Origin of the sequence: Amycolatopsis sp. 2-15 (assembly GCF_030285625.1) — a bacterium.
GTDB classification, from domain to species: domain Bacteria; phylum Actinomycetota; class Actinomycetes; order Mycobacteriales; family Pseudonocardiaceae; genus Amycolatopsis; species Amycolatopsis carbonis.
Genome location: NZ_CP127294.1, coordinates 9,754,670 through 9,780,928, shown reverse-complemented (window position 1 = coordinate 9,780,928; position 26,259 = coordinate 9,754,670). Strand labels below are relative to the sequence as shown.

The window sequence follows — 26,259 nt, the reverse complement described above, 5'->3', positions numbered from 1 at the left end:
TCAGACCGGATCCGAACCTCAGTCCTTCCCCGGACCGCCGTCGGTTTGGACGATCGTGATGAGGACGACGCGGTCGTCGCTCGAGACGGGTTTGCCGCCGTCTTTGTTGGTGGTGCCGGCGACCGCCAGCTGGGGGCTGATCATGCTCATGGCGGCAAGGCGGCCGTAGGTCGTGGGGGGCTTGCCTTTGCCGTCGAGGCTGACACCGGGTTTGCCGGTGACGGCGCCATCCGGATTGACCGGCAGGTTCTGCAAGCCGACGGACGACGCGATGCTCAGCTCGCCATCCAAGTCGGAGAAGTCGGCGCAGCCCCGGACGCCCGGCTTGTCCTGCCAGGTCCACGCGGGCGTCGACAGCGCCTGGCCCGCCTGGACGCGGTACAGCGCGTCGGGGCCGGCGGTCTGGTCGGTGACCCACACGCGCTTGCCGTCGGGGGACGTGCAGAGGCCGCCGGGGGCGTGCAGGCCCAAGGCGTACACGGCGGAGCCCGCGGTCGGGTTGCCGGCGGCAGGGCCGCCCGATGTGTCGATGCGCAGCACCTTGCCCGCCAGCGACTTCGGGTCGGCGGCGGACGCGGGATTGCCCGCGTCGCCCGTCGCGACGAGGAGGGAGCCGCGGCCGTCGCCGATGAGGGCGCCGCGGTTGCCGGTCGCGCCCTTCGGGATGCCCGTGAGCACCGGCTTCGGGGGCTGGCCCTTCGCGAAGCGCACGATGCGGTTGTCGGTCGCCGTGGTGATGTAGGCGAACACCAACTGGTCCTCGACGTAGCTCGGCGACAGCGCCAGCGAGGTCAGGCCTCCGTCGCCCGTGGCGACGACGTCGAGCTGCTCGAACGGCGTCGCGTCGCGGCCGGCAGTGGCGAGAACCACGCGGCCCGATTTCCGTTCACCGGCGAGAGCCGCGGGTGTGGAGCCGTCGCCCGGGAGGCCGGCGACGGCCGCGACCGTGTCCAGGCACGTGGCGATCACGGCCTTGTCGAAGTCCTTGCACCCCTGCGGCGGGGGGATCGACGTCGGCGACTGCTGTTGACCGCCCTGGCCCACGCCGCCTGGGTCGTCGCCGGACGGGTCGCCCGGGTCCTGGACCTGCGGCGGCGACTCGGGGCTGGGCACCGGGGCGGCGCTGAACGACTGTCCGGCCGCGGTGTCGTCGAACCGCGCGCAGCCCGACAGCAGGAGTCCGCCGGAGGCGAGGAGGGCCAGCGGCGCCGACCACCGGTACCGGGTACGCATGATGCTCCAGCCTAGGTGCCTCCGCGTGAGCGCGGAGTAAGTGGCTAACGTGGCGATCATGACGCTGACTGTGCTGGTCCCCGACGACGAGGGCGTCGAGGCGCTCTCGGAGCTCCCGATGGTGCAGGCCGTGCGCTACCAGTGGGGCGACCCCGTGCCGCCTGAGGCCGCGAAGGCGGAGGTTCTCATCCCCGGCCGTCATCCGGCGGGCGACGAGCTGTGGCGCGAGCTGCCGAACCTCAAACTCGTCCAATTGCTTTCCGCCGGCGCCGAGGACTGGGTCGGCAAGCTCCCCGACGGCGTCCTGCTCTCCACCTGCCGCGGCGCCCACGGTGGCAGCACGGCCGAATGGGTCGTCGCCGTGTTGCTGTCGATGTACCGGAAGCTGGACGTCTTCGCCGACGCCCACCGCGAACGTCACTGGGAACGCCGCTCCGCCGAAACGCTCCAGGGCCAGCACGCGCTCATCGTCGGCGCCGGAGATCTCGGGCGGCAGCTGCGGCGCCGGCTCGAACCTTTCGACGTCCGCTGCACGATGGTCGGCATGTCGGCGCGCGACGGGGTCCACGGCGTCGCCGAGCTGCCCGAGCTGTTGCCGCACCACGACATCGTGGTGCTGATGGTCCCCCTCACGTCGCGCACCCGGGGGATGGTCGACGCCGAGTTCCTCGCCGCGATGCCCGACGGCGCCGTGCTCGTCAACGCCGCGAGGGGACCGGTCGTGCGCACCGACGCGCTGCTCGCCGAGCTCACCGCCGGCCGCCTGCGCGCCGCGCTCGACGTGACGGACCCCGAGCCGCTGCCCGCCGACCACCCGCTGTGGCACGCGCCGGGCCTGCTGCTCACGCCGCACGTCGGCGGGGCCGTCGCCGGCGTGCGGCGACGCTCATACGCCGTCGCCGCGGCCGAGATCGCCCGGTACGCGGGCGGCGAGCTGCCCGACAACATCGTCCACGGCGAATACTGACGCGAAGGGCCCCTGACCTCGGCGCGCTCGCTCGCGGCCGGGGTCGGTATCCCCTACCCTTCGCGCGTGACCAGTCAAGGGGATGACTACCAGACCGGCCTGCTGTCCGGGGTCGAGGACTCGACGAGCCACGACGACGAAGTGCGCCAGGGCGGCCTCGGCCTCGGCCTGCTGATCCTGCGCGTGGGGCTGGCCGTGATCGTGGGGGCCCACGGCCTGCAGCACCTGTTCGGCGCGTTCGGCGGACCCGGGATCACGGGGTTCGCGCACGTGCTCGAGACGTTCGGGTACCACAAGCAGACCACGCTGCTGTCCTGGATCACCGGCATCGTCGAGCTCGGCGGCAGCGCGCTGCTGCTCGTGGGCCTCTTCACGCCGCTCGCGGCCGCCGGCATCCTGGGCGTCGCCGCGAACGTCGTCTTCGCGAAGTTCCGCGGCGGCTTCTTCGAGGGTGATGGCCGCGGCTGGGAGTTCGAGCTCCTCATCGGCATCGTCGCGCTCGCCCTGATTTTCACCGGCGCCGGGCGTATCTCCCTGGAGAGGAACACTCCGTGGCGCAGGCGGCCGCTACCCCTGGGCATCGTCTCGCTGTTGCTGGCCGCGGCGGCGTCGGTGGTGGTCATCGTTTTGGCGCGCTGACCTGCGGTTCGCCACCCAGCGGCAACAGACGAAAGGGCCGTTCACCCGCACCGCGGTGGACGGCCCTCGCTGATCAAGAACCGCCGTCGTCACTCAGCGGCAACAAAACGAAAGAGCCGCCCACCCCAGGTGGACGGCCCTCCGTCACTCAGAAACGCGAGCGAAGACTCACTTGTTCGGGTCCCGCACCGCACCCGTGTCGGCCGAGGTCGCCATCCGGGCGTACGCCCGCAGCGCCGCCGTGATGGGGCGCTGACGGTCCTTCGGCTGCCACGGCCGCTCCGCGGCTTCCATCTTCGAGCGGCGCTCCGCCAGGATCTCGGCGTCGACGAGCAGCTCGAGGCGCCGCTCGTGGATGTCCAGCACGATGCGGTCGCCGTTCTCGACCAGGCCGATCAGACCGCCCGCCGCCGCCTCCGGGGAGATGTGGCCGACGGAGATGCCCGACGAACCGCCGGAGAAGCGGCCGTCCGTGATCAGCGCGCACTTCTTGCCCAGGCCCGAGCCCTTGAGGAACGCGGTGGGGTGCAGCATCTCCTGCATGCCCGGCCCGCCGGCAGGGCCCTCGTAGCGGATGACCAGCACCTCGCCCGGCTGGATCTCCTTCTTGAGGATCGCCGACACGGCCTCCTCCTGGCTCTCGAGCACCCGCGCCGGGCCCTCGAAGTGCCACAGGTCCTCGTCGATGCCGGCGGCCTTGATCACGGCGCCGTTCTCGGCGAGGTTGCCGCGCAGGATCGCGAGGCCGCCGTCCTTCGTGTACGCGTGCTCGACGTCGCGGATGCAGCCGCCCGCAGCGTCGGTGTCGAGCGACGACCAGCGGTTCTCCGTGGAAAACGCCTTGGTGGTGCGCACCCCGCCCGGCGCCGCGTGGAACAGCTCCACCGCCTTCTCCGACGGAGCCGAAGCGCGGATGTCCCACTCGTTCAGCCATGAGTCGAGGTCGGGGGAGTGGACCGAGTGGACGCCGGTGTTGAGCAGGCCACCGCGGTAGAGCTCGCCCAGGATGGCGGGGATGCCGCCGGCGCGGTGGACGTCTTCCATGTGGTAATCGGAGTTCGGCGCCACCTTCGACAGGCACGGCACGCGGCGGCCGATTTCGTCGATGTCGCTGATCGTGAAGTCGACCTCGCCCTCCTGCGCGGCGGCGAGGATGTGCAGCACGGTATTGGTCGAGCCGCCCATGGCCATGTCCAGCGCCATGGCGTTCTCGAACGCCTCGCGGGTGGCGATCGAGCGGGGCAGCGCCGACTCGTCGTCCTCGCCGTACCAGCGCTTGCACAGGTCGATGACCGTGCGCCCGGCGCCGGAGAACAGCTCGCGGCGCGCGGCGTGCGTGGCCAGCGTGGAGCCGTTGCCCGGCAGAGACAGGCCCAGCGCCTCGGTGAGGCAGTTCATGGAGTTCGCGGTGAACATGCCGGAACAGGAACCGCAGGTCGGGCACGCCGAACGCTCGACCTCGGACAGCCCGTCCTCGTCGACCTCGCTGCTCGCCGACGCGGCGATCGCGGTGATCAGGTCGGTGGGCGCCTGGGCGACGCCGCCGACGACCACGGCCTTGCCGGCCTCCATCGGCCCGCCGGAAACGAACACGGTGGGGATGTTGAGGCGCATGGCGGCGTTGAGCATGCCCGGCGTGATCTTGTCGCAGTTGGAGATGCAGACGAGGGCGTCGGCCTGGTGCGCGTTGACCATGTACTCCACGGAGTCCGCGATGATCTCGCGCGAGGGCAGGGAGTAGAGCATGCCCGAGTGGCCCATCGCGATGCCGTCGTCGACGGCGATCGTGTGGAACTCGCGCGCGATGCCGCCGGCTTCCTTCACGGCCTCGGCGACGATCTCCCCGAGGTCCTTGAGGTGCACGTGGCCCGGCACGAACTGCGTGTAGGAGTTGGCGATCGCGACGATCGGCTTGCCGAAGTCGCTGTCGGTCATCCCGGTCGCGCGCCAGAGCGAGCGCGCGCCCGCCGCGTTGCGGCCGTGGGTGGTGGTCCGGGAACGGAGGTGCGGCACGGCATTCTCCCAGGTCAGAAGGCTGGTCCAGGCGGAGTCACGAGATCGCTCCGCAAACTGGTCCTACCAATTCTACTCACTGGGTTCGGCCGCGGAACCGCCGGTCTCGGCGGGGGCGGCCCCTGGAGCCTGTTCTGGGGCCTTCTCGGCCGGCTTCGCGGCGGCATTTTCAGCGGCGGGCTTCAGCTCTTCGTCACTCAGCACACCCGAGGGGTCCTTGATCTTCCCCTCGCTCACGAGCGCGAGCACCGGAAGGTGACGCGTCCTCACTGTGGGCAACGTGACCTGCGTGTCGTCGCCCAGCACGGCACGCACGCGCGCCTTGCCGGTGATGGCGAGTCCCTTCAGCGCCGACCACGGGAGGTCGCGCTTGCCGAACACCGTCCGCACGGCCAGACCCTCGCGCGTCGCCGTCGTGCGCGTGCGCACGACGAAGACGAACAGCGCGATCGGGAAGATGTACAGCCATTGCAGCCCGTTGATCTCCCCGAGTGCGATCGGTGTCACACACACGGTCAGGAGCGCGATCGCCATGTACGCCGTGCTGGGGATCTTGAACACGGCCTTCCGGCCTTCGTCCGCGCGCTGGTCCTGCTCTTTTTCGGCCACCAATGAATGGTGCACCGCGTCTCCGGCGTGCTTGCGCCCGGGTCGCGGGGCCGCCCAGAGAGCAGTACTGGTGGTCCAGCATGCGGAACCGCCGTCCCGCAGAGTTGACACTCGCGCGGACGCCGGTCTAACGTCAGCGCCGTGACAACGCAGACCGGCCTCGTACTTCCTCAGCGCGTCGACGCTTAGGAAGAGTCCGCTGCGTCGACGCGCGACCCTCGTGCGACCTTACGGTCGGCGGGGGTTTTTTGTTGCGTAGAACCGGATTCCGACCGGCTGTACGGCCACAGACAACCCGAACGAGTGACACCGAGAACCCACGAGGCAGAACCGATGACCAGTGCCACGTCGCGCAGCGACGCGAAGCCCGGGCCGACCGCGCCCGGTGTCCCCGGAGCACGTCCGAAGCCGGCGCCGCCGGCGGGAACCCCGGTAAGGGTCACGGGCGCGCAGTCGCTCGTCCGCTCGCTCGAGGCCGTCGGCGCCGAAGTCGTCTTCGGCATTCCCGGTGGCACCATCCTCCCGGCGTACGACCCGCTGCTCGACTCCACCAAGGTCCGCCACGTCCTCGTCCGCCACGAGCAGGGTGCCGGGCACGCCGCCACCGGCTACGCCCAGGCGACCGGCAAGGTCGGCGTCTGCATGGCGACGTCGGGCCCGGGCGCCACGAACCTCGTCACCCCGCTGGCCGACGCCAACATGGACTCCGTGCCCGTCGTGGCCATCACGGGGCAGCAGTCGCGCGCGCTGATCGGCACCGACGCGTTCCAGGAAGCCGACATCTGCGGCATCACCATGCCGATCACCAAGCACAACTTCCTCGTCACCGATCCGGCGGAGATCCCGCGGACCATCGCCGAGGCGTTCCACCTCGCGCTCACGGGCCGACCCGGCCCGGTGTTGGTGGACATCCCCAAGGACGTGCTGCAGGAGATGACCTCGTTCTCCTGGCCGCCCGAGATGCGCCTGCCGGGTTACCGCCCGACGCTGCGCCCGCACGGCAAGCAGGTGCGCGAAGCCGCGAAGCTCATCGCGAACGCGCGCCGGCCCGTCCTCTACGTCGGCGGCGGCGTGATCAAGGCCGAGGCGTCGCAGCAGCTGCTGGAGCTGGCCGAGCTGACCGGCATCCCGGTCGCCACCACGCTGATGGCGCGCGGCGCGTTCCCCGACTCGCACCGCCAGCACGTCGGCATGCCGGGCATGCACGGCTCCGTCGCCGCGGTCGCGTCGATGCAGCGCTCCGACCTGCTGATCGCCCTCGGCGCCCGCTTCGACGACCGCGTGACCGGCGCGAAGTCGTCGTTCGCGCCCGACGCGAAGGTGATCCACGCCGACATCGACCCGGCCGAGATCTCCAAGAACCGCAAGGCGGACGTGCCGATCGTCGGCGACTGCAACGAGATCATCGGCGAGCTGATCGCCGCCGTGAAGGCCGAGTTCGAGCACGGGCACCGGCCGGACCTCACCGACTGGTGGACGCAGGTCGACTCGTGGCGCGACACCTACCCGGCCGGTTACGAGTGGCCCGACGACGGTTCGCTGTCGCCGCAGTACGTCATCGAGCGCATCGGCGAGCTCGCCGGTCCCGACGCGGTCTTCACCGCCGGCGTCGGCCAGCACCAGATGTGGGCCGCGCAGTTCGTGAAGTACGAGAAGCCGCGTACGTGGATCAACTCCGGTGGCCTCGGCACCATGGGCTTCGCCGTGCCGGCGGCCATGGGCGCGCAGTTCGGCCTGCCCGACACGCAGGTGTGGGCGATCGACGGCGACGGCTGCTTCCAGATGACCAACCAGGAGCTCGCCACGTGCGCCATCGAAGGCGCGCCGATCAAGGTCGCCGTGATCAACAACGGCAACCTGGGCATGATCCGCCAGTGGCAGAACCTCTTCTACTCGGAGCGGTACTCCAACAGCGACCTCGGTACCCACAAGCACCGCATCCCCGACTTCACGCTGCTGGCCGAGGCCCTCGGCTGCGCCGGGCTGCGCTGTGAAACCAAGGAGGACGTCGACGCGACGATCCGCCGCGCGATGGAGATCAACGACCGCCCCGTCGTGATCGATTTCGTCGTGGGGAAGGATGCCCAGGTGTGGCCGATGGTGGCCGCGGGCACCGGCAACGACGAGATCATGGCCGTCCGCGGCATCCGGCCGCTGTTCGACGACGACGAGGTTTCGCGGGAAGCCGTCGAGACCCTCGAAGCCGTCGAAGCCGCCGCGGAAGGAGAAGACCGATGACCGTCCACACATTGAGCGTGCTGGTCGAGAACAAGCCCGGCGTGCTCGCCCGGGTGTCCGGCCTGTTCTCCCGCCGCGGTTTCAACATCGAGTCCCTCGCCGTGGGCCCTACGGAAAACCCCGAGGTGTCCCGAATGACGATCGTGGTTGCCGTTGAAGAGCTACCGCTCGAACAGGTGACCAAACAGCTCAACAAGCTGGTCAACGTGATCAAGATCGTTGAGCTGGAACAGTCCGGCGCGGTGCAGCGTGAACTGCTGCTCGTGAAGGTCCGGGCCGACGCGACCGTGCGCAGCCAGGTCCTCGAGACCGTCCAGCTCTTCCGCGCCAAGGTGGTGGACGTGTCCCCGGAGGCGCTCACCGTCGAGGCGACCGGGACATCGGACAAGATCGGCGCACTGTTGCGCATGCTCGAGCCGTACGGCATCCGTGAGCTCGTGCAGTCCGGCATGGTCGCGGTGGGTCGCGGGGCCCGCTCGATCACCGCCACCTCGCCCCGCTGATTCTTGAGAAGTCGATTCTTCAGCAGTAACCCGAAAGGAAGCAGTACCCCCATGGCAGTGGAAATCTTCTACGACGACGACGCGGACCTTTCGATCATCCAGGGTCGCAAGGTCGCCGTGATCGGCTACGGCAGTCAGGGCCACGCCCACTCGCTGAGCCTGCGTGACTCCGGTGTCGACGTCCGCATCGGCCTGCCGGAGGGGTCGAAGTCGCGGGCGAAAGCCGAGGAGCAGGGCCTGCGCGTGCTGAACGTCGCCGAGGCCGCGGCCGAGGCCGACCTGATCATGATCCTCGCGCCGGACACGAAGCAGCGCTTCATCTACTCCGAGGACATCGCGCCGAACCTGAAGGACGGCGACGCGATCTTCTTCGGCCACGGCTTCAACATCCGCTACGACCTGATCAAGCCGCCGGGCAACGTCGATGTCGCCATGGTCGCGCCGAAGGGCCCGGGTCACCTCGTGCGCCGCCAGTTCGTGGACGGCAAGGGCGTGCCCTGCCTGATCGCGGTGGAGCAGGACGCGACCGGTGGCGCCCAGGCGCTGGCCCTGTCGTACGCGGCGGCCATCGGTGGTGCGCGTGCGGGTGTCATCAAGACGACGTTCACCGAGGAGACCGAGACCGACCTCTTCGGTGAGCAGGCCGTGCTCTGCGGTGGCGCGTCGGCGCTCGTGCAGACGGGCTTCGAGGTGCTGACCGAGGCCGGTTACGCCCCGGAGATCGCCTACTTCGAGGTGCTGCACGAGCTCAAGCTGATCGTCGACCTCATGTACGAGGGCGGCATCGCGCGTCAGCGTTACTCGATCTCCGACACCGCCGAGTACGGCGACCTCACCCGCGGCCCGCGCGTGATCTCGCCGGCGGTCAAGGAAGAGATGAAGAAGATCCTGGGCGAGATCCAGGACGGCACCTTCGCGCGCGAGTGGGTCGCCGAGGACGAGGCCGGGCGCCCGAACTTCATCAAGCTCGAGGAGCAGGGCAACCAGCACCCGATCGAGGAGACCGGCAAGAAGCTGCGCGCCCTCATGTCGTGGGTGGACCGCCCGATCACCGAGACCGCCTGATCGTCTTGTGATCGTTCGAAAGGCCCCCTCATCCGCAGGCGAGGGGGCCTTTTCGGTGGTTTCGCCGTTCAGCGGCGAGACCGGTCGAGGCGGCTCGATACGCTGGTGTCATGAGTGATCAGCCCGTCGACGACAAGGCGCACATCCGGCACGAGCTGGACCTCACCGACGCCCCTTGGATCAGGGCCGAGCCTGAAGGCGTCACGCTCGAGGACTGCGTGGAGTACGCGTTCGTGCCGCACACCGACGGCGTCACGTACGTCGCGATGCGCCAGTCGTCCAAACCGGACGGCGTGGTGCTCGTGTTCACGCCGTCGGAGTGGGACGCGTTCGTGAAGGGCGTCCGCGACGGTGAGTTCGACCTGCCCGAGGACCTCGAGGCCTGAGCCCCCTGAGCCCCCTGAGTCCTAGGCGGTCACGCGGTCGAGCAGCTCCGGGAGCCGGCCGGTCGCGGCCGCGAGCGCCGGGTGGTCGCCGTAGTCGCGGGACTCGACGATCTCCCCGTCGCGCACGCGCAGCGCGAAGATGTTGTTGACGCGGAACGGCGTTGCGCCGAGTTGCCCCTCGTAGGCGAATTCGCCGATGAGCACCTCGGGGTCGGTGCCCTGGTGGGTGACGAGATCGGTGGCCTGCATGCGGATGCCGATCTCCCCGGCCAGCGCGAAGTGCGTGCGCAGGTCTTCGCGGGACTTCAGCGCGGGCGCGCCCGGCAGGAACGGGTGGCGGACCTCGGTGACCTCGGCGTAGAGGTCGGGCAGCTCCGACCAGCGCTGGTCGGAAACTCCGTAACAGAGCCGTTGGAACACGCCCAGCGGGCTCTTGCGGTCGGCGAGCCGCGCCGGCCGCGGCTGGACCGGGCCGGGCTCGTGAGGCGGAACCTGCGCGTACGCGTCGGTAAGGCCGGCCACCGCGCCCTGGACGGCGGCCATGCGCAGGTAGTCGTGGTAGTCGCGGCTGTGGACGATCAGTCCGTCGCGCACGCGCAGCACCTGGATGTTGTCGGTCTCGGTCTTTTCGCCGCTGAGCGACGATTCCACCGTGTACCGGTACTCGGCGACGATCACCTCCGGGTCCGTCGTCTCGTGGACGACGACGTCGCTCGCCGACAGCCGCAGCGTCGTCCCCGAGCCGCCCACGAACCGCTCGTGCACCGCTTCCCGCCCCTCGATGCGGCCGGAGACAGGGATCGCGGTGGGGTGCTCTACGACGGTGTTCTCCGCGTAGAGCTGGGATAGTTCGTCGAACCGGCCGGCGGTGATGCCCTCGGAGAGCCGCTCGAAGACCTCTCGGGGTGTGGTCATGGTTGTCCTCCCAGTGGATGAAACGGAGTCCATAGTCCGTCTCGCCGAATTGACGATGCGGACTACGGACTCCGCTTGTCTATCGGGCGTTCGCCAGCAGGTCGCGCGCGGCGGGGCTGTCGCACGCGTCGGCCCAGCCTTCGGGGGTGGAGTTCCAGAGGCCGTCGCGCGCGTCGAGGTCGGCGCCCGCCTGGACGAGGACCTCGATGACGTCGAGCCGGTTGTTCTGCGCGGCGAGGTGCAGGGCGGTGATGCCGACGCCATGCCGCGGACCGCCGAAGGTCCCGACGCGGTTCACGTCCGCGCCCAGGTCCAGCAACGTCCGCACGGCGGCGACTTTGCCCTGCGCGGCGGCCCAGGTGAGGGCGGTGCCGCGGTAGACGTCGGCGTCGAGGTCCGCGCCGCGCTCGGCGAGCGTGCGCAGAGCGTCGGAGCGGTCGTTGCGCGCTGCCCAGCCGAGGGCTTCGTCGAGGATCTCCCGGGGATCGTCGCCGGGGCGCCACAGGGGGAAACCACTGTGGGGCCGGTAGAACTCACGGTGCGCACCCGCCGCCGGCGCGAGTGTCCCGTTCGGACGGACGAGCTCGTCCAGCAGCTCGACGTCCCCGATACCCGCTGCGACACGGAGGTTGCGAGGGGACCGCTCGCGCGTCGCCAGTTTTTCGGCCACGGTCCGGTTTCCCCAGAACAACGCGACGACGAGCGGAGTTCCGCCGTCGCCGCGCGCCGACACGTCGAGTGGCGCGCCGGCGTCGAGCAGCAGGTCGGCGAACAGTGGCAGATTGCTGTGGGCGGCCTGGTGCAACGGGGTCCAGCCGTGGGCGTTGCCCCGTGCGGGATCGGCGCCGCGTTCGAGCAGGATGCGCGCGAGCCGTTCGTCGCAGGTGGCGCCGGCCATGCCGAGGAGGTCGTTGCCGTTGGTGCCACGCGCGTGGACGAGCTCCGGGAACTCGTCGACCACCGCCGCCAGTCCGTCGACGTCCCTCGCCTCCAGGAGGCGAAACGCCCACGCGAACGGCTCACCACTGTCCGCCAACGCCGCGACGTGCTCGCGCAACCCGCGCCACGACCCGAACCCGTGCTTCTTGGCGACGACCGTCCGCGCGCCCTCACGCGTCAACGGCTGCCGGTGACGCGCGAACGCCTCGCGCGCCCCGGCCGTCCCGTCCTCGGCGGACGCGAGCAGCCCGAGGGCGCGTTCGCTGTAGTACTCGGTGTCGACGTGGTAGGCGTGCTGCAGGTTCGGTCCGCCCTCGGCGACGCGCCGGACGTACGCCTGCAACTTCGGCCAACTCGGAAACCCGTGCCCGCGCGCGACGCGGAACTGCGCCTCGGACAACTTGATCGACTCGGCGCGCGCCAGCTCTTTCGCGCGTTTGCGCAACTGGGCGAGATCGGGTTTTGCCGGCAACGTGGCCATGGGGGAGTCCTTTCTTCCCTCGGTTCGCCCGTGGTCCGCCGGCACCGGGCAGGGAAGAAGGCGCACGCACCGCACTTCACTTCGGGGGTGGGCTCAGCCCTTTCCGCGGACGGGACGCAGCCCTCACCGCGCCTCGCCACTGTACCGCCCGCCTGCCTTCGTTTCGTCCCTCAGCGGCGACGCCGGTGGTCGCCGGGCGTGGTCGTGGTGGGCGCTGGGTTGGGGAAGGGATGAAGGTCCCCTTCATGCATTGCTCGGTCATTGTGGGTGCCGAACTACGGGTGAAGGTCCCCTTCATCGCAGTCGGGTCAGGAGCGCGCCGTCGAAGGAATGAAGGTCCCCTTCACGCACCGCTGGATCACTGTGGGTGCCGCACCGCTGATGAAGGCCCCCTTCATCAGCAGTCGCGTCACGTGCGCGCCGCCGAAGGAATGAAGGTCCACTTCGCGCGCTGGCGACCACCGATGGTTGACCGGGAGTCGGTGAAGGGACCCTTCACCCGTTGCTGGCAGCGGTGCAGCCTGTGAAGCGATGACGGGACCCTTCATCCCGCCCTCGACTGCGGTGGGTGTTGGGGGTGACGTGAAGATCCCCTTCATCCGGCCGAGAAGGCGTGAAGGAGACCTCGACGCACCCGGTGCGCCAGATCGCCGTGCGCGGAAGGGATGAACGTCCCCTTCATCCGGCCGAGAAGGCGTGAAGGCGACCTTCATGCACTCGGTACGCCGGATCGCCGTGTGTCCGAAGGGATGAAGGTCCCCTTCACTCCCAGCCTGTGCCCGCGCCACAGATCCCCGAACGAATGAACATCCCCGCCACCCACCCGAGCACCATCACGTAATAAATCCCTTTCACCCCAATCGCCCCAACCTCATCACACCGTCGCATCCCACCAGGTGGAACGCACAAAACGCCCCACCCACCGCACCCCGACCGCCACCACCCCCGCGCCGTTTTCCTTGCCGCAAACCCAATCCCCACCCCCGCCACCCACCCCGACCCCGACACCGCTGACCGGCCCGGCGATCGAGTTTTCGCCGGATTACGAGCGAGTTAACAACGCGGGCAGCACCGGGGACTCCAACCGGGCTAAACTCCCGCCCATCCGGGCACAACGGCGTGCGCCGTAGGAGAGCGTCCTCGATTTCGTGACCAGATAGTGGGAGCCGCATCGTGACCAAGCCCAGCAAACCCGTCGTCCTCATCGCGGAGAAGCTCGCGCCTTCCGTGCTGAGTGTGTTCGGTGACGAGGTAGAGGTCCGGCATGTGGACGGCACGGACCGTCCCGCGCTGCTGGAGGCGGTGAAGAGTGCCGACGCGCTCCTGGTGCGATCCGCCACGAAGGTCGACGCCGAGGTACTCGGTGCGACCACGCAGCTCAAGGTCGTGGCCCGCGCCGGTGTCGGGCTGGACAACGTCGAGGTGCCCGCCGCCACCGAGCGTGGCGTGCTGGTGGTCAACGCCCCGACGTCGAACATCGTGTCCGCCGCCGAGCACGCCGTGGCGTTGCTGCTGGCCGTGGCCCGCCGGGTGCCGGCCGCCGACCAGAGCCTGCGCGGTGGCGAGTGGAAGCGCAGCTCGTTCTCGGGCGTCGAGCTCAACGGCAAGACCATCGGTGTCGTCGGCCTCGGCAAGATCGGCCAGCTGTTCAGCCAGCGTCTCGCCGCGTTCGGCACGAAGCTGATCGCGTACGACCCCTACGTCTCGGCCGCCCGCGCCGCGCAGCTCGGCATCGAGCTCGTGCCGCTCGACGAGCTGCTGGCGCGCGCCGACGCGATCTCCATCCACCTGCCGAAGACGCCGGAGACCAAGGGCCTCATCGACGTCGAGGCGCTCAAGAAGACCAAGCCGGGCGTGATCATCGTCAACGCCGCGCGCGGTGGCCTGATCGTCGAGGAGGCGCTGGCCGACGCGATCCGCAGCGGCCACGTCGGCGGCGCGGGCATCGACGTGTTCGTCACCGAGCCCACCACCGCCAGCCCGCTGTTCGAGCTGCCCAACGTGGTCGTCACCCCGCACCTGGGCGCGTCCACCTCAGAGGCGCAGGACCGCGCGGGCACCGACGTCGCCCGTTCCGTGCTGCTGGCGCTGCGCGGCGACTTCGTGCCGGACGCGGTGAACGTCTCGGGCGGCGGCGCCGTCGGCGAGCACGTGCGGCCGTACCTGTCGCTCACGCAGAAGCTGGGCACGGTGCTCACCGCGCTGAGCCCGAAGGCGCCGACGTCGGTGACCGTCGAGGTCAAGGGCGAGCTGTCCAGCGAGGACACCTCGGTGCTGCAGCTCGCGGCGCTGCGCGGAGTCTTCGCCGGTGTCGTCGACGATCAGGTCACGTTCGTCAACGCGCCGCGGCTCGCCGAGGAGCTGGGCGTGCAGGTGGACCTCGTCACCGAGACCGAGAGCCCGAAGTTCCGCAGCCTCGTCACGGTGCGTGCGGTCCACGCGGACGGCGCCACACTGACCGTGTCCGGTTCGGTGACCGGCAAGGACGAGGTCGAGAAGATCGTCGAGGTCAACGGCCGGCACTTCGACCTGCGCGCCGAGGGCAACGTGCTGCTGCTCGAGTACCCGGACCGCCCGGGCGTGATGGGCCGCGTCGGCACGCTGCTCGGCGAGGCCGGCATCAACATCGAGGCCGCGCAGATCAGTCAGACCACCGACGGTTCCGACGCCGTGATGCTGTTGCGCGTCGACCGCCACGTGGACAGCAACGTCCTGGAGCCGATCGGCGCCACCGTGGGTGCGCACACGATCCGCGCGGTGGACTTCAACTAGTCCCGCCTGTTTTTCGAAAGCCCCTTTCCCCGTCCGAGTGGCGGGGGAAGGGGCTTTCCTTTGTGGAGTCCCCCAGACGGGCAACATTCGTATAACGGAGCATTTTCGCCACGAAAGTAGGTGTATCGGGCAGCTAGGTTCTGTGCCGCGAGGCAGAACCACGCGCCGTGAGAGCACGGTGCGGCGCCGGTGCTCACCTGTCGGGGGTGGTTGATCGGGGAGCGCCAGGCAGGTTCGCGATCCAGGCCTCGAGTAAAGGGGTTGGGTACTCATGAGCAGATCCCGGTTGCCCGGGTGGGCTGCGCGTTCGACGGCTGCCGTGTCCGCGGTGGTCCTGGCCGCGGCCGTCTCCGCCGCGTCGGGCGCGTCGGCGCAGGGTGCGCCACTCGCCGACCCGGTCGCGCCGGCCAAGGTCGCCGCCGCGGGGTTGCAGGGCAAGATCTCGCCGCGGCTCGACGCCGCGCGGGGCAAGATCACCGCGTTCGTGGAGCTGGCGAAGAAGCCGGCCGTCGACGCGTTCAACGCCGAACAGGGCAAGGGCACCGGCAAGGAGAAGGCCAAGCAGGCCGCGCGTGCCGCGAAGGCGGACGTCGCCGCCGCGGTGAACTCCGTCGTCGGGCAGCTCAAGAAGGCCGACGCGGGCACGAAGCTGGTCACGCAGACGTCGAACGCCGTCGCGGGCGCCGTGGTGACCGCCGACGCGGCGAAGATCCGTGAGCTCGCGAAGCGTCCCGACGTCGTTTCGGTGCGCACGGTCGTGCCGAAGACCAAGAACAACGCCAGCGCCGAGCAGCTCACCAACACGCTCGCGAGCTGGCAGCAGACCGGCAAGTTCGGTGACGGTATTCGCGTCGGCGTGATCGACGACGGCATCGACTACACCCACGCCGACTTCGGCGGCCCCGGCACGCCCGAGGCCTACCAGGCGGTGGACCGGACCAAGCCGTCGCCGCTGTTCCCGAGCGCGAAGGTCGTGGGCGGCACCGACCTCGCCGGCGACGACTACGACGCCGAGGGCAAGACCGGCTCGCCGACGCCGAAGCCGGACCCCAACCCCATCGCGTGCGGCGAGCACGGCACGCACGTGGCCGGCACGATCGCGGGCTATGGCGTGAACGCCGACGGCACCACGTTCATCGGCAACTACAAGAAGCTGAACAAGAAGCAGCTCGACGCCATGCGCATCGGCCCGGGCACCGCGCCCAAGGCCCTGCTCTACGCGATCAAGGTGTTCGGCTGCACCGGCTCCACGAACATCACGTCGCAGGCGCTCGACTGGGCGCTCGACCCCGACGGCGATGGTGACTTCACCGACCACCTCGACATCGTCAACCTGTCGCTGGGCAGCGACTTCGGCGCGCCGGACGACCCCGACTCGCTGTTCGTGCGCAAGCTCGCCCAGAACGGCGTCCTGCCGGTCCTCGCGGCGGGCAACGGCGGCGACCTCAACGACGTCGCGGGCTCGCCGGGCAACACGCCCGAGGCCCTCACCGTCGCCAGCAGCCGCGACGCCGGCGAGCTGAAGGACGCCCTCGAGGTCACCGCCCCGATCAAGGGGCAGCAGCCGGGTCAGTACAGCCAGGACTACGCCGGCTACGACACGCTCGACCTCACCGCGCCCGTCGTGCCGACCTCCGCGGCCAACAACGCGGGCTGCGCCGCCTTCTCGGCCGAGGACAAGGCCAAGGTCGCGGGCAAGATCGCATGGCTGGAGTGGGACGACAACGACGCCACTCGCGCCTGTGGTTCCGCCGCGCGCGCCAACAACGCGCAGAGCGCCGGGGCCAAGGGCGTGCTGCTGTCGTCCACTTTGGAGCACCCCGCCGCGGGCATCGCGGGCAACGCGGGCGTGCCGATGTTCCAGCTCACCGGCAAGGCCACCGCGGCCGTGCGCCCCGGCCTGACCGCGGGCACGTTGACGGTGCGTTTCTTCGGCGCCGGCCGGGCGAGCCTGCAGACCACGGACAAGACCATTGTGGACACCCCGAGCTCGTTCACCTCGCGTGGTGGCCGTGGCCCGTCGGTGAAGCCGGATGTCACGGCGCCCGGTGACACGATCACGTCGGCGTTCCGCGGCAGCGGCAACGGCCGGCTGTCGATCTCGGGTACGTCGATGGCCACGCCGCACACCGCGGGCATCACGGCGCTGGTCCGCCAGACGCACCCCGACTGGAACGTCGAGGAGGTCAAGGCCGACGTCGTGGGCTCGGCCGCGCACGACATCACCGACGGCGCTGGCCACACCTACGCGCCGCAGCGCGTGGGCACCGGTCGCATCGACGCGAAGGCCGCGCTGGACAACCAGGTCCTCGCCTACGTGCAGGACGACCCGGGTGCGGTGAGCGTCACGTTCGGCACCGTCGAGGCGGCGGGACCGGTCACGCTCTCGAAGACGATCAAGGTCGTCAACAAGGGCACCTCGCCGGTCGAGTACTCGGTGGCGTACGAGGCCGTGAACTCGCTGCCCGGCGTGCAGTACACAGTGGACAAGAGCTCGGTGAAGCTCAGCCCGCGCGGGGTCGCGACGGTGAAGGTGACGCTGAAGATCACCGACCCGAAGGCGCTGCGCAAGGTCATGGACCCGACCATGGAGGCCGCGCAGGCCGGGCTCGCCCGGCAGTTCGTGGCCGACGCTTCGGGCCGGGTCGCGTTCACCCCGAAGAACGGCGCCACGGTGCCGCTGCGGGTGGCCGTGTACTCGGCGCCGAAACCGGTCGCGGCCATCACGACGCCGGCCGGCGTGCACTTCGGCGCGAGCCAGAACCAGGCCGTGCTGAACCTCGGCGGCAAGGGCATCGACCAGGGCACCGGCGCGCAGCGCTACCGCTCGCTGGTCAGCGTGCTGGAGCTGCAGGCCGAATCGGCGCAGCTGCCGGAGTGCGGCGCGGGCGTCTCGTCCGACTGCACGCTCAACGGCACCGCGAAGGGCGGCGACCTGCGCTACATCGGCGCGGCGTCGACGGCTCCGCTCGCCAAGGCACAGGGCGAACCGGAGAGCGCCATGCTCGCGTTCGGCCTCACCACCTGGGGCGACTTCGCGAACCTGGGCAGCAACACGATCCCGTTCGTCGACTTCGACACGACGGGTGACGGCAAGCCGGACTTCGAGACCTTCGTGACGAAGGCGACGGGGACCGACGTGCTCCTGGCGGCGACGGTGTCGCTGACGCAGCCGGGCAACCCGACGGTGGATCTGGAGGCCGTCAACGGTCAGCTCGGCGACGTGGACACCAACGTGTTCGACACCAACGTGATCGTGCTTCCGGTCGGCATCGCCGCGCTGGGCATCGACCCGAACGAGGTGTCGCACCGGATCAGCTACACCGTCGGCACGGCGGGGTACTACGTCGCGCCGGGCAGCACCGACGGGCTGATCGACTTCGTCGGCACGCCGATCTCGTTCGACGCGCTGGCGCCGGCGTTCTCGGTGCAGGGCGGCGGTGACGCGGCCCTCGGCTACGTCGCCAAACCCGGCACCCAGCTGGTGGTCAACCGCAACGCGGCGGCCGTCGCCGGTGACAAGCCGAAGGGCCTGCTGGCGATCGAACACCACAACGCGGCCGGCTCGCGCGCGGGTGTCGTGCGGATCGAGTCGGCGGTGACGCGGCCGTGAGGTGAGGCCCCGTCACCCGGCCAGACGGGGTGACGGGGTCCTCCGATCGGGGAAGGCGGGTCTCGCTGGTCACGTTCCCCGAATAGCGTTGATAGGGGGCTTCTCGGGTCGTTGTGACCCGGGAGGCCCCTTGCCTTTCACCCGTTCAGGTGTCTCACCCTGCGGGAGGATGCGGCATAAGGGTGGTGCGGCTACGGCGTCTTGTCTACGGCCGGTAACCTTCCGCTGCTGGCGTTTTCTTGCGGATGGGCCATCGGTGCGTTCGGTGGCCTGGTCTACGGAGGTGTGTGGATGCGGCTCGCGGTGATCCCAGGTGACGGGATCGGGCCCGAGGTGGTCTCCGAGGCGCTCAAGGTGCTCGGTGAAGTAGCACCGACGGCGGAGATCACGAACTACGACCTCGGTGCCGCGAGGTGGCACTCGACCGGGGAACTGCTCCCCGAGTCGGTGCTCGGCGAGCTGCGTCAGCACGACGCGATCCTGCTCGGCGCGGTCGGCGACCCGACGGTGCCCAGCGGCATCCTCGAGCGCGGGCTGCTGCTGCGCCTGCGCTTCGAGCTCGACCACCACGTGAACCTGCGCCCGGCGCGCCTGTACCCGGGCGTGCGCGGCCCGCTGGCCGACGCCGGCGAGGTCGACATGGTCGTGGTGCGCGAAGGCACCGAAGGCCCGTACACCAACAACGGTGGCCTGCTGCGCAAGGACACCGAGCACGAGGTCGCCACGGAGGTCAGCGTCAACACGGCGTTCGGCGTCCGCCGCGTCGTCGCCGACGCGTTCAACCGCGCCGAAGAGCGGCCGCGCAAGCACCTCACGCTGGTGCACAAGACCAACGTGCTCGAGTACGCCGGGTCGCTGTGGTCGCGGATCGTCGAGGAGGTGTCGCTGGAGCACCCCGACGTCACAGTCGCGTACTCCCACGTCGACGCCGCCACGATCCACCTGGTCACGGACCCGTCGCGCTTCGACGTGATCGTCACCGACAACCTCTTCGGCGACATCATCACCGACCTCGCGGCCGCCGTCACCGGCGGCATCGGCCTCGCGGCCAGCGGCAACCTCGACATCACGCGCCGCAACCCGAGCATGTTCGAGCCGGTCCACGGCAGCGCCCCCGACATCGCCGGCCAGGGTCTCGCCGACCCGACGGCCGCCGTGCTCTCGGTGTCGCTCCTGCTCGACCACCTGGGCCACAAGGAGGCCGCACGCCGCATCGAGGCGTCGGTGGCCTTCGATCTGGCCACGCGCGACCAGGCATCGCCCGGCACCACCCAGGCGATCGGCGACCGGCTGGCCGCGCTCGTCTCGTCGAACGTGCGCAACGTCAGCTGACGTTCTTGTTGGAACCCCCGCCGCGGAAGCCGGTCGAAATCCGGCGCTGACCCGCAACGGTAGGCCCGCGGTCTGTGCACTCGCAGACCGCGGGCGAGCCCGACACCGGCGGTGGTTCTCGCACCACCCTCGTCCCTCCCGTCGCGGTCTACGGGAGACGACACCCCTCTTCTCCTTGGCGTGGCTGCCGTCTTCGTTGTGGGACCCTTGAGCAGATCGAGTCCTGCCGGTGCCACCCCGAAGTTCTCGTCGTCCGACGATCCGGACTCTTCGCCCTCTTTCTCCGCACCTTCCGAGGGGTCGCCTCCGGTGTCGCCGGCCAACGGCGAATCCTCGCCCGGCGACTCTGGCCTCGCTGAGTCGTCGCTGGTGGGGCCCGCCACGGGCGTCGCCATTCAGCGGCGAGCCCAAGCTTGGCGACAGATTCGCGGATGCCTCACCGTCGGCCGGCCCGGATTCGGGCGAGGCTGATCCGCCCGCCGGAGGCCCGGACCCGCCGTCCCCGCCGTCGCCGAAAAGCGGCGAGCCCAAGCCTGGCGAAAGGTCCGCTGATGTCTCGCCGCCAGCCGGACCCGACTCGTAAGAGTTCGATCCGTTCACCGAAAGCCCGCACCCGTCGCCGATACGCGGCGAACTCTCCTGCGGCGACCCCGCCGGGACTAACCAATCTTCTGACGGGGCCGTTGCCGCTGTCGCCGATCAGCGGCGAATCCGAGCATCTCGGCCGAGGCGCCGATGAGTCGTCGTCGGCCGGAGCCGACGCCGTCGGTTCTCGCCCGCCATCCGGCGCTCCGAACCGGCTGCCCCGGCCGTGGCCGTTGCCGGCTGATGGCGAATCCTCACACGGCAACGCTGTCCCGGTCGGCCCGCCTCCGGTGGGTCGACGCCGGTGTCGCCGTCCAGCGGCGAGTCCGAGCATGGCAACGAAGCCGCAACGACTTCGCCGCGAGCCGAGCGCGACACCGCCGAGCAAGGTCCGCCAACCGGAGCTCCGGACGCGTCGCCCAACGCGTTGCCGATAAATGGCGAATCGCGTCCCCAGCACAAATCCGCTGGTGGAAGCGAACTCTCGCGGGACGGAAAGCCCCAGCGGGCCGCACCCGATTCACCGAAGCGCAGACGCGTCGGACCCATCGTGGTCGGTCTGATTGCGGTTTTGCTGCTCTCCATTGTCCTGGCAGTCGGCATCGGGATGGTAGCCGTGCCGATCACCCACACGTGGGAATTTCTGCGAGCCGGCCTCTTCGGCCGCACGATCCGCGCGGCGGACGTCGGTCAGTACCGGATCATCTGGGACATCCGGCTGCCGCGGGTGGTGCTCGCGGTCGTGGTGGGCGCGGGGCTGGCGACGGTGGGCGTCGCGATCCAGGCGATGGTGCGAAACGCGCTCGCGGAACCGTTCGTGCTCGGCATCTCGTCCGGGCCTTCCGTGGGCGCGGCCGCCGTGACGTTGTTCGGGGTTTCGCGTCGCTCGGGATCTACGCGCTGTCGGCGGGCGCGTTCCTGGCCGCGCTCGCCGCGACGGTGATCGTCTACCTCGTTGCCCGCACGCGGCAAGGCCTCACGCCGCTGCGACTCGTGCTCATCGGCACGGCGCTGTCCTACGGGTTCTTCGCCGTCACCACGGTGCTCGTCTTCCAGGCTCCCAACGGCGAAGCCGCGCGTTCCGCCCTGTTCTGGCTCCTGGGCAGCCTCGCCGGCGCCAACCTGGGCTAATTGCCCGTCGCGGCGACCGTCGTGGTCGCGGGGACCGTTCTCCTCCTGGCCCTGGCCGGCCGACTCAACGCGTTGGCGATGGGCGACGAAGCGGCGACGACCCTCGGTGTCGACGTCGTCAAGCTGCGGTCGTCGTCTGCGCGGTGATGACGGGTGTGCTCGTGGCCGTCAGCGGGGCGATCGGCTTCGTCGGCCTGATCCTGCCGCACCTCGTCCGGCTCGTGGTCGGCGCCGATCACCGGCGAGTGCTCGCCGTCGCTCCGCTCGCCGGCGCGGTTTTCCTCGTGTGGGTGGACGTTGCCGCGCGGGTGCTCGCGGCGCCGGAAGAACTCCCGATCGGCGTGCTGACGGCGGCCGTCGGCGTCCCCGCGTTCCTGCTGTTGATGCGGCGGCGCACCTATGTGTTCGGAGGTGAGTGAATGGACCTCTCGCTCCACGGAGTCGGTGTCGAGGTGGCCGACCCCCGATCTGCTGGCCGAGGTGTTCGGCGTGCGCGCCCACGTGGTGACGCACCCGGTGACCGGCCGGGCACGGCTGTTGTTCGACCGGCTCGAGTCCGAGGAGGACAGTCAGGCGTAAGACGGTCGCGATGGTCCTGGTGGCCACGCTCGCCGTGACCGGCTGTGGTGCTCAAGTGTCCGAAGGGGACAGTGGTGCCGCTCCGGCGGGGTATCCCGTGACGGTGACCAACTGCGGTCAGCCGCTCACCGTCCGAGAACCGCCGTCGCGAATGGTCACCAACGACATCGGCATCACCGAGCTGATGTTCGCCCCTCGGCCTCGCCGACCGGATGGCCGGCTATGTCGTCGACAAAGGGCAGTCGGGCGGCGTCGCGTCTTCGCCGTGGAAAGCCGAATTAACGAAGGTGCCCAAGCTCGCCGAGAAGATCAACCGTGAAGTCGTGTAGGGCGCCGGCGCCGACCTGGTGTTCGCGGGCTGGAACTACGGCTTCTCCGAGCGCACCGGCTTCACCCCCGACACGCTCACGCAGGTAGGCATCCAGAGCTACCAACTCACCGAAGCCTGCCGCAAAGGCGTCGGCAAGCAGCGCGGCATCATACCTCCGCTCGACGCGCTGTACACCGACCTGCGCAACCTCGGCAAGATCTTCGGCGTCAGCGACCGTGCGGAGAAGCTGGTGAAGCAGTACAGCGACCAGGTCGCGGCCGTCACGAAGGCCGTCGCCGCTCAGGGGCAACGGCCCAAAGTGTTCCTCTACGATGACGGCCGCGACCAGCCGTTCACGGCCGCCCGCAACGCCGGCCCCGACGAGATCATCACCAAATCGGGCGGCACCAACATCTTCTCCGACGTCGACGACGGCTGGACCACCGTCAGCTGGGAGGCCGTCGTCCAGCGCGCGCCCGACGTCATCCTCATCAATGACTACGGCGGCGAGGTGGGCACTGTCGCCGACAAGGAGAACTTCCTCCGCTTGCAGCCCGGCTTGCGCGACATCCCGGCCGTGAAGCAGGACCGCTTCTTCGCGTTGCCGTACGCCGCTCTGGTGGAGGGGCCGCGCAACGCTTCGGCCGTGCAAGCGTTCGGCGCGTATCTGGCTGGAGTGCTCCGTTGATCGGCTCCCAGAAAGTGGGAAGCTCCGCCCGGCACTTGGATGCCGCGCGGAGCTGTGGCATCATGCAAACCATGACCGCCATCTCGATCATTATCGCCGAGCGCGCCGGATAGACGCTCCACAAGAGCTTCCGGCGCGCAACCTCTCGCACCCATGCGGGAGGTTTTTTTGTTGCCAGAAACAGGTTCTGCCCCGCCACAAGGAGACACCGTGACCCGCACGGAGCCCGCCGAAACGCCCCTCGGTGACGCCTTTCACCTCTACGACACCACCCTGCGCGACGGCGCCCAGCGCGAAGGCATCACGTACTCCGTCACCGACAAGCTCGCCGTCGCGCGGCTGCTCGACGAGCTCGGCGTGGGCTTCATCGAGGGTGGCTGGCCGGGTGCGTTGCCGAAGGACACGGAGTTCTTCGCGCGGGCAGCGAAGGGTGAGCTGGAGCTGAAGCACGCCGTGCTCGTCGCCTTCGGGTCGACGCGCAAGGCGGGCACCCGCGCCTCCGAGGATCCACAGGTCCGCGCGCTGTTGGATGCCGAAGCGCCCGTGGTCACCTTGGTGGCGAAATCCGACCTGCGGCACATCGAACGCGCGCTGCGCGTCGACGTCGACGAGGCGTGCGCCATGGTCCGCGACACCGTCGCGTTCCTCACCGGCGAGGGCAGGCGCGTGTTCCTCGACGCCGAGCACTTCTTCGACGGGTATGCCTTCTCACCCGACACCGCGCTGCGAGTACTCGACGCCGGTGCCTGCGCCGGCGCGGACGTCCTCGTGCTCTGCGACACCAACGGCGGCCAGCTGCCGCTCGGCCTCGCGGAGACTGTGCGCGAGGTCAAGGACAAGACCGGGTTCCGTTTGGGAATCCATTGCCAGGACGACACTTCCTGCGCCGTGGCGAACTCCGTCGCCGCGGTGCAGGCCGGCGCGACGCACGTCCAGTGCACCGCGAACGGTTACGGGGAACGCGCCGGCAACGCCGACCTGTTCGCCGTGACGGGAAACCTCGTGACCAAGCTCGGCATGGAGGTCCTCCCGATCGGAGGTGCCGCCGAGCTCACCCGCGTCTCCCATGCGCTTGCCGAAATCGCGAACCTCGCACCCGACACCCACCAGGCCTACGTCGGGTCGTCGGCCTTCGCCCACAAGGCGGGGCTGCACGCGAGCGCGATCAAGGTGGATCCGTTGTTGTACAACCACATCGATCCATCTTCAGTCGGCAACGGCATGCGGGTACTGGTCACGGAGATGGCCGGCAGGGCCAGCCTCGAGCTCAAGGGACGTGAACTCGGGGTCGACCTTGCCGGCCGGCCCGAAGCGCTGACGAACGCGGTGCGCAAGGTCAAGGACCTCGAAGCCGAGGGCTGGTCCTTCGAGGCCGCCGATGCGTCGCTGGAGTTGTTGCTGCGCCGTGAAGTCGAGGACGTCTCCGGTGAGGAGCCGGTGACGCCGCCGTTCCACCTGGAGTCCTACCGCGTCGTCCTCGACCACCGGTCCGACGGCGAGGTCGTTTCGGAGGCGACGGTGAAGGTCCACGTGAACGGCCAACGCGTCATCGCGACGGCCGAGGGCAACGGCCCGGTGCACGCGATGGACGCCGCCCTGCGGGAAGCGCTCAGCCCCCACCTGTCCTGGTTGGACGCCGTGGAGCTGTCCGACTACAAGGTGCGCATCCTGCCGAGCAACCCGGGCACCCACGCTGTGACCCGTGTCCTGCTCGAATCCAGCGACGGTGAGCGGGAATGGACCACTGTCGGTGTGCACGGGAACATCGTGGAGGCGAGCTGGATGGCGTTGTGCGACGCGCTCGTCCACAAGAGCCTCACGGCTCGCGTCTGAGATCGGCGGCTCCTTTCTGCCGGGTTCGTCGGTGGGCTGTGTCGAAGGGGTGCGTCGATGGCTGTGCGGTCAGGGTGACGCATGGCCGGCGTGGTCGTCGAGGATTTCGGGTGAGAAAGCGGGCGAACGGACCTCTCGTGCACTTGGCGGCGATCGATCCGCAGGTCGCGGCTGGTACGAGAGGCCCATTCGCTCCAGGACGGCGCGAAGGGACCGTTCGCGCCGCCGGGGGCGAGCGTCTCGGCGGCGGCGTACGTAGACTGACCGGGTGCGTCTAGCCCGTATTGCTCATCCCAGTGGTGGTGTCGCGTTCGCTTCGATCGAGGGCGAGGGCGACGACGCCCAAGTCCTGGAGATCGCCGAGCACCCGTTCGGCCAGCCGAACTTCACCGGCAAGCGGTGGCCGCTCGCCGACGTCCGCCTGCTCGCGCCGATCCTGCCGTCGAAGGTCATCGCCGTCGGCCGGAACTACGCGAAGCACGCGGCCGAGTTCGGCAACGAGGTGCCCGCGGCGCCGATGCTGTTCATCAAGCCGTCGACCACGGTCATCGGCCCGAAGGTGCCGATTCGCCGCCCGCGTGACGTTGGTCGCATCGACTTCGAGGGCGAGCTGGCGATCGTCATCGGCCAGCCGGTGAAGAACGTGTCCGCAGACCGAGCGGCCAGCGCGATCCTCGGCTACACGGTGGCCAACGATGTGAGCGCCCGCGAGCTCCAGAAGTCCGACGGCCAGTGGGGCCGCGCGAAGGGCTTCGACACTTTCTGCCCGCTCGGCCCGTGGATCGAGACGTCGATCGATCCGTCGGACCTGGCGCTGCGCAGCGAGGTCAACGGCGACGTCAAGCAGGACGGCCGCACGTCCGACCTCGTGCACAAGGTACCGGAGCTGGTCGAGTTCATCTCGGGCGTCATGACGTTGCTGCCTGGCGACATCATTCTGACCGGCACGCCCGAGGGCGTCGGCCCGATCGTCGACGGCGAGTCGGTCTCGATCACCATCGAAGGCATCGGCACCCTGACCAACCCGGTCCAGGACATCTGACTTCGGTTCGGCCCGAGGCCCGCCGGCCGTTCGCCCCTGAATGGCGACGGCCGGTGGGCCTCCGTATTTCCGGGGTGGTGACTGACGTCACCGGCTCGTGTTCGGTTGGGCTTTCGCCGTTCGGTGGCGACAGTGCCTGGGCCTTCTTAGTGGGCTGGGGCTGTTGCCGCTGAGTGGCGAACGCCTGGGGCGGCAGGTCGCTGCTGGTTTTCGGCTGCTGGCCGCGGCGACGGCGGGTGCCGCCACTCAGCGGCGACGCTCGGCGGTCGAGCCTCGCGGTCCGGTCTGGCGGGGTGTTGCCGCTCAACGGCGACAGCTTGGCGGGCGGGTGAAAGTAGTCGTGGGGCTTGGAGTTGACCGATGACTGAGCCTCGCGCCGAGTCGAG

Annotated in this window: 19 protein-coding genes, 1 pseudogene and 1 riboswitch; of the genes and pseudogenes, 15 read left to right on the top strand and 5 right to left on the bottom strand. The window is 69.6% G+C overall.

Annotated elements, in window-relative coordinates; translation table 11 throughout:
* Positions 1 to 18: 18 nt before the first annotated feature.
* Positions 19 to 1,233 carry a PQQ-dependent sugar dehydrogenase gene (locus QRX50_RS48065; RefSeq protein WP_285969696.1) on the bottom strand — a complete coding sequence of 405 codons (1,215 nt, stop codon included), beginning with the start codon at positions 1,231 to 1,233 and terminating at the stop codon, positions 19 to 21.
* 58 nt (positions 1,234 to 1,291) lie between these two features.
* Here QRX50_RS48065 and QRX50_RS48060 point away from each other — a divergent pair, with 58 nt between their 5' ends.
* Together QRX50_RS48060 and QRX50_RS48055 are read left to right on the top strand one after the other, a co-directional pair.
* The gene (locus tag QRX50_RS48060; protein ID WP_285969695.1) at positions 1,292 to 2,200 is read left to right on the top strand and encodes a 2-hydroxyacid dehydrogenase; all 909 of its coding nucleotides are present in this window, start codon (positions 1,292 to 1,294) and stop codon (positions 2,198 to 2,200) included.
* Positions 2,201 to 2,266: 66 nt separating this feature from the next.
* Positions 2,267 to 2,839 (top strand): DoxX family protein, encoded by a 573-nt coding sequence (locus QRX50_RS48055; RefSeq protein ID WP_285969694.1) that lies wholly within the window; start codon positions 2,267 to 2,269, stop codon positions 2,837 to 2,839.
* A 168-nt stretch (positions 2,840 to 3,007) separates the two neighbouring features.
* Here the strand turns inward: QRX50_RS48055 and ilvD are convergent, their stop codons facing one another.
* Positions 3,008 to 4,852: a dihydroxy-acid dehydratase gene (gene ilvD, locus QRX50_RS48050; RefSeq protein WP_285969693.1), complete on the bottom strand. Its 1,845-nt coding sequence runs from the start codon at positions 4,850 to 4,852 to the stop codon at positions 3,008 to 3,010.
* A gap of 72 nt (positions 4,853 to 4,924) precedes the next feature.
* Positions 4,925 to 5,461: a PH domain-containing protein gene (locus tag QRX50_RS48045; RefSeq protein ID WP_285969692.1), complete on the bottom strand. Its 537-nt coding sequence runs from the start codon at positions 5,459 to 5,461 to the stop codon at positions 4,925 to 4,927.
* A 333-nt stretch (positions 5,462 to 5,794) separates the two neighbouring features.
* Between QRX50_RS48045 and QRX50_RS48040 the strand changes: the two genes are divergently transcribed.
* The 4 genes from QRX50_RS48040 to QRX50_RS48025 all read left to right on the top strand — a co-directional run bounded on the left by QRX50_RS48040 (position 5,795) and on the right by QRX50_RS48025 (position 9,653).
* Positions 5,795 to 7,699, top strand: a complete 1,905-nt coding sequence (locus QRX50_RS48040) for an acetolactate synthase large subunit (RefSeq protein WP_285969691.1) — start codon at positions 5,795 to 5,797, stop codon at positions 7,697 to 7,699.
* The gene (gene ilvN, locus QRX50_RS48035; protein WP_285969690.1) at positions 7,696 to 8,202 is read left to right on the top strand and encodes an acetolactate synthase small subunit; all 507 of its coding nucleotides are present in this window, start codon (positions 7,696 to 7,698) and stop codon (positions 8,200 to 8,202) included. The genes QRX50_RS48040 and ilvN overlap by 4 nt, the downstream gene beginning before the upstream one ends.
* A 51-nt stretch (positions 8,203 to 8,253) precedes the next feature.
* Positions 8,254 to 9,267, top strand: a complete 1,014-nt coding sequence (ilvC, locus tag QRX50_RS48030; protein ID WP_285969689.1) for a ketol-acid reductoisomerase — start codon at positions 8,254 to 8,256, stop codon at positions 9,265 to 9,267.
* Positions 9,268 to 9,377: 110 nt separating this feature from the next.
* The gene (locus tag QRX50_RS48025) at positions 9,378 to 9,653 is read left to right on the top strand and encodes a DUF397 domain-containing protein (RefSeq protein WP_220237610.1); all 276 of its coding nucleotides are present in this window, start codon (positions 9,378 to 9,380) and stop codon (positions 9,651 to 9,653) included.
* Between the two features lie 21 nt (positions 9,654 to 9,674).
* On the opposite strand, the gene QRX50_RS48020 is transcribed toward QRX50_RS48025, so the two are convergent.
* Both QRX50_RS48020 and QRX50_RS48015 read right to left on the bottom strand, forming a co-directional pair.
* The gene (locus tag QRX50_RS48020) at positions 9,675 to 10,568 is read right to left on the bottom strand and encodes a nuclear transport factor 2 family protein (protein WP_285969688.1); all 894 of its coding nucleotides are present in this window, start codon (positions 10,566 to 10,568) and stop codon (positions 9,675 to 9,677) included.
* A 79-nt stretch (positions 10,569 to 10,647) separates the two neighbouring features.
* Positions 10,648 to 11,988, bottom strand: coding sequence for an ankyrin repeat domain-containing protein (locus tag QRX50_RS48015; RefSeq protein ID WP_285969687.1), 1,341 nt, complete (start codon positions 11,986 to 11,988; stop codon positions 10,648 to 10,650).
* A gap of 1,173 nt (positions 11,989 to 13,161) precedes the next feature.
* Here QRX50_RS48015 and serA point away from each other — a divergent pair.
* The 9 genes and pseudogenes from serA (at position 13,162) to QRX50_RS47975 (ending at position 25,873) form a co-directional block, all read left to right on the top strand.
* Positions 13,162 to 14,760: a phosphoglycerate dehydrogenase gene (gene serA / locus QRX50_RS48010; protein WP_285969686.1), complete on the top strand. Its 1,599-nt coding sequence runs from the start codon at positions 13,162 to 13,164 to the stop codon at positions 14,758 to 14,760.
* A 271-nt stretch (positions 14,761 to 15,031) separates the two neighbouring features.
* Positions 15,032 to 18,373, top strand: coding sequence for a S8 family serine peptidase (locus QRX50_RS48005; protein WP_285969685.1), 3,342 nt, complete (start codon positions 15,032 to 15,034; stop codon positions 18,371 to 18,373).
* A gap of 291 nt (positions 18,374 to 18,664) precedes the next feature.
* A complete protein-coding gene (locus QRX50_RS48000) occupies positions 18,665 to 19,705 on the top strand; it encodes a 3-isopropylmalate dehydrogenase (protein ID WP_285969684.1) in 1,041 nt (346 codons plus the stop codon).
* A riboswitch (cobalamin riboswitch) is annotated at positions 19,706 to 19,833 on the top strand. It abuts the gene before it with no gap.
* Positions 19,834 to 20,840: 1,007 nt separating this feature from the next.
* On the top strand, positions 20,841 to 21,233 hold the full coding sequence (locus QRX50_RS50210) for an iron chelate uptake ABC transporter family permease subunit (RefSeq protein WP_353074073.1): 393 nt from the start codon (positions 20,841 to 20,843) through the stop codon (positions 21,231 to 21,233).
* Positions 21,230 to 21,840: pseudogene (locus tag QRX50_RS50205) on the top strand (FecCD family ABC transporter permease). Before QRX50_RS50210 ends, QRX50_RS50205 begins: the two are co-directional and overlap by 4 nt.
* Entirely contained in the window at positions 21,833 to 22,000 is a 168-nt protein-coding gene (locus tag QRX50_RS47990) for a hypothetical protein (protein ID WP_285969683.1), read from the top strand. The pseudogene QRX50_RS50205 and the gene QRX50_RS47990 overlap by 8 nt, the downstream one beginning before the upstream one ends.
* Before the next feature lie 347 nt (positions 22,001 to 22,347).
* On the top strand, positions 22,348 to 22,998 hold the full coding sequence (locus tag QRX50_RS47985; protein WP_285969682.1) for an ABC transporter substrate-binding protein: 651 nt from the start codon (positions 22,348 to 22,350) through the stop codon (positions 22,996 to 22,998).
* A 210-nt stretch (positions 22,999 to 23,208) separates the two neighbouring features.
* A complete protein-coding gene (cimA, locus tag QRX50_RS47980) occupies positions 23,209 to 24,831 on the top strand; it encodes a citramalate synthase (protein WP_285969681.1) in 1,623 nt (540 codons plus the stop codon).
* Between the two features lie 268 nt (positions 24,832 to 25,099).
* Positions 25,100 to 25,873: a fumarylacetoacetate hydrolase family protein gene (locus tag QRX50_RS47975; protein WP_285969680.1), complete on the top strand. Its 774-nt coding sequence runs from the start codon at positions 25,100 to 25,102 to the stop codon at positions 25,871 to 25,873.
* The last annotated feature ends 386 nt before the right edge of the window (positions 25,874 to 26,259 follow it).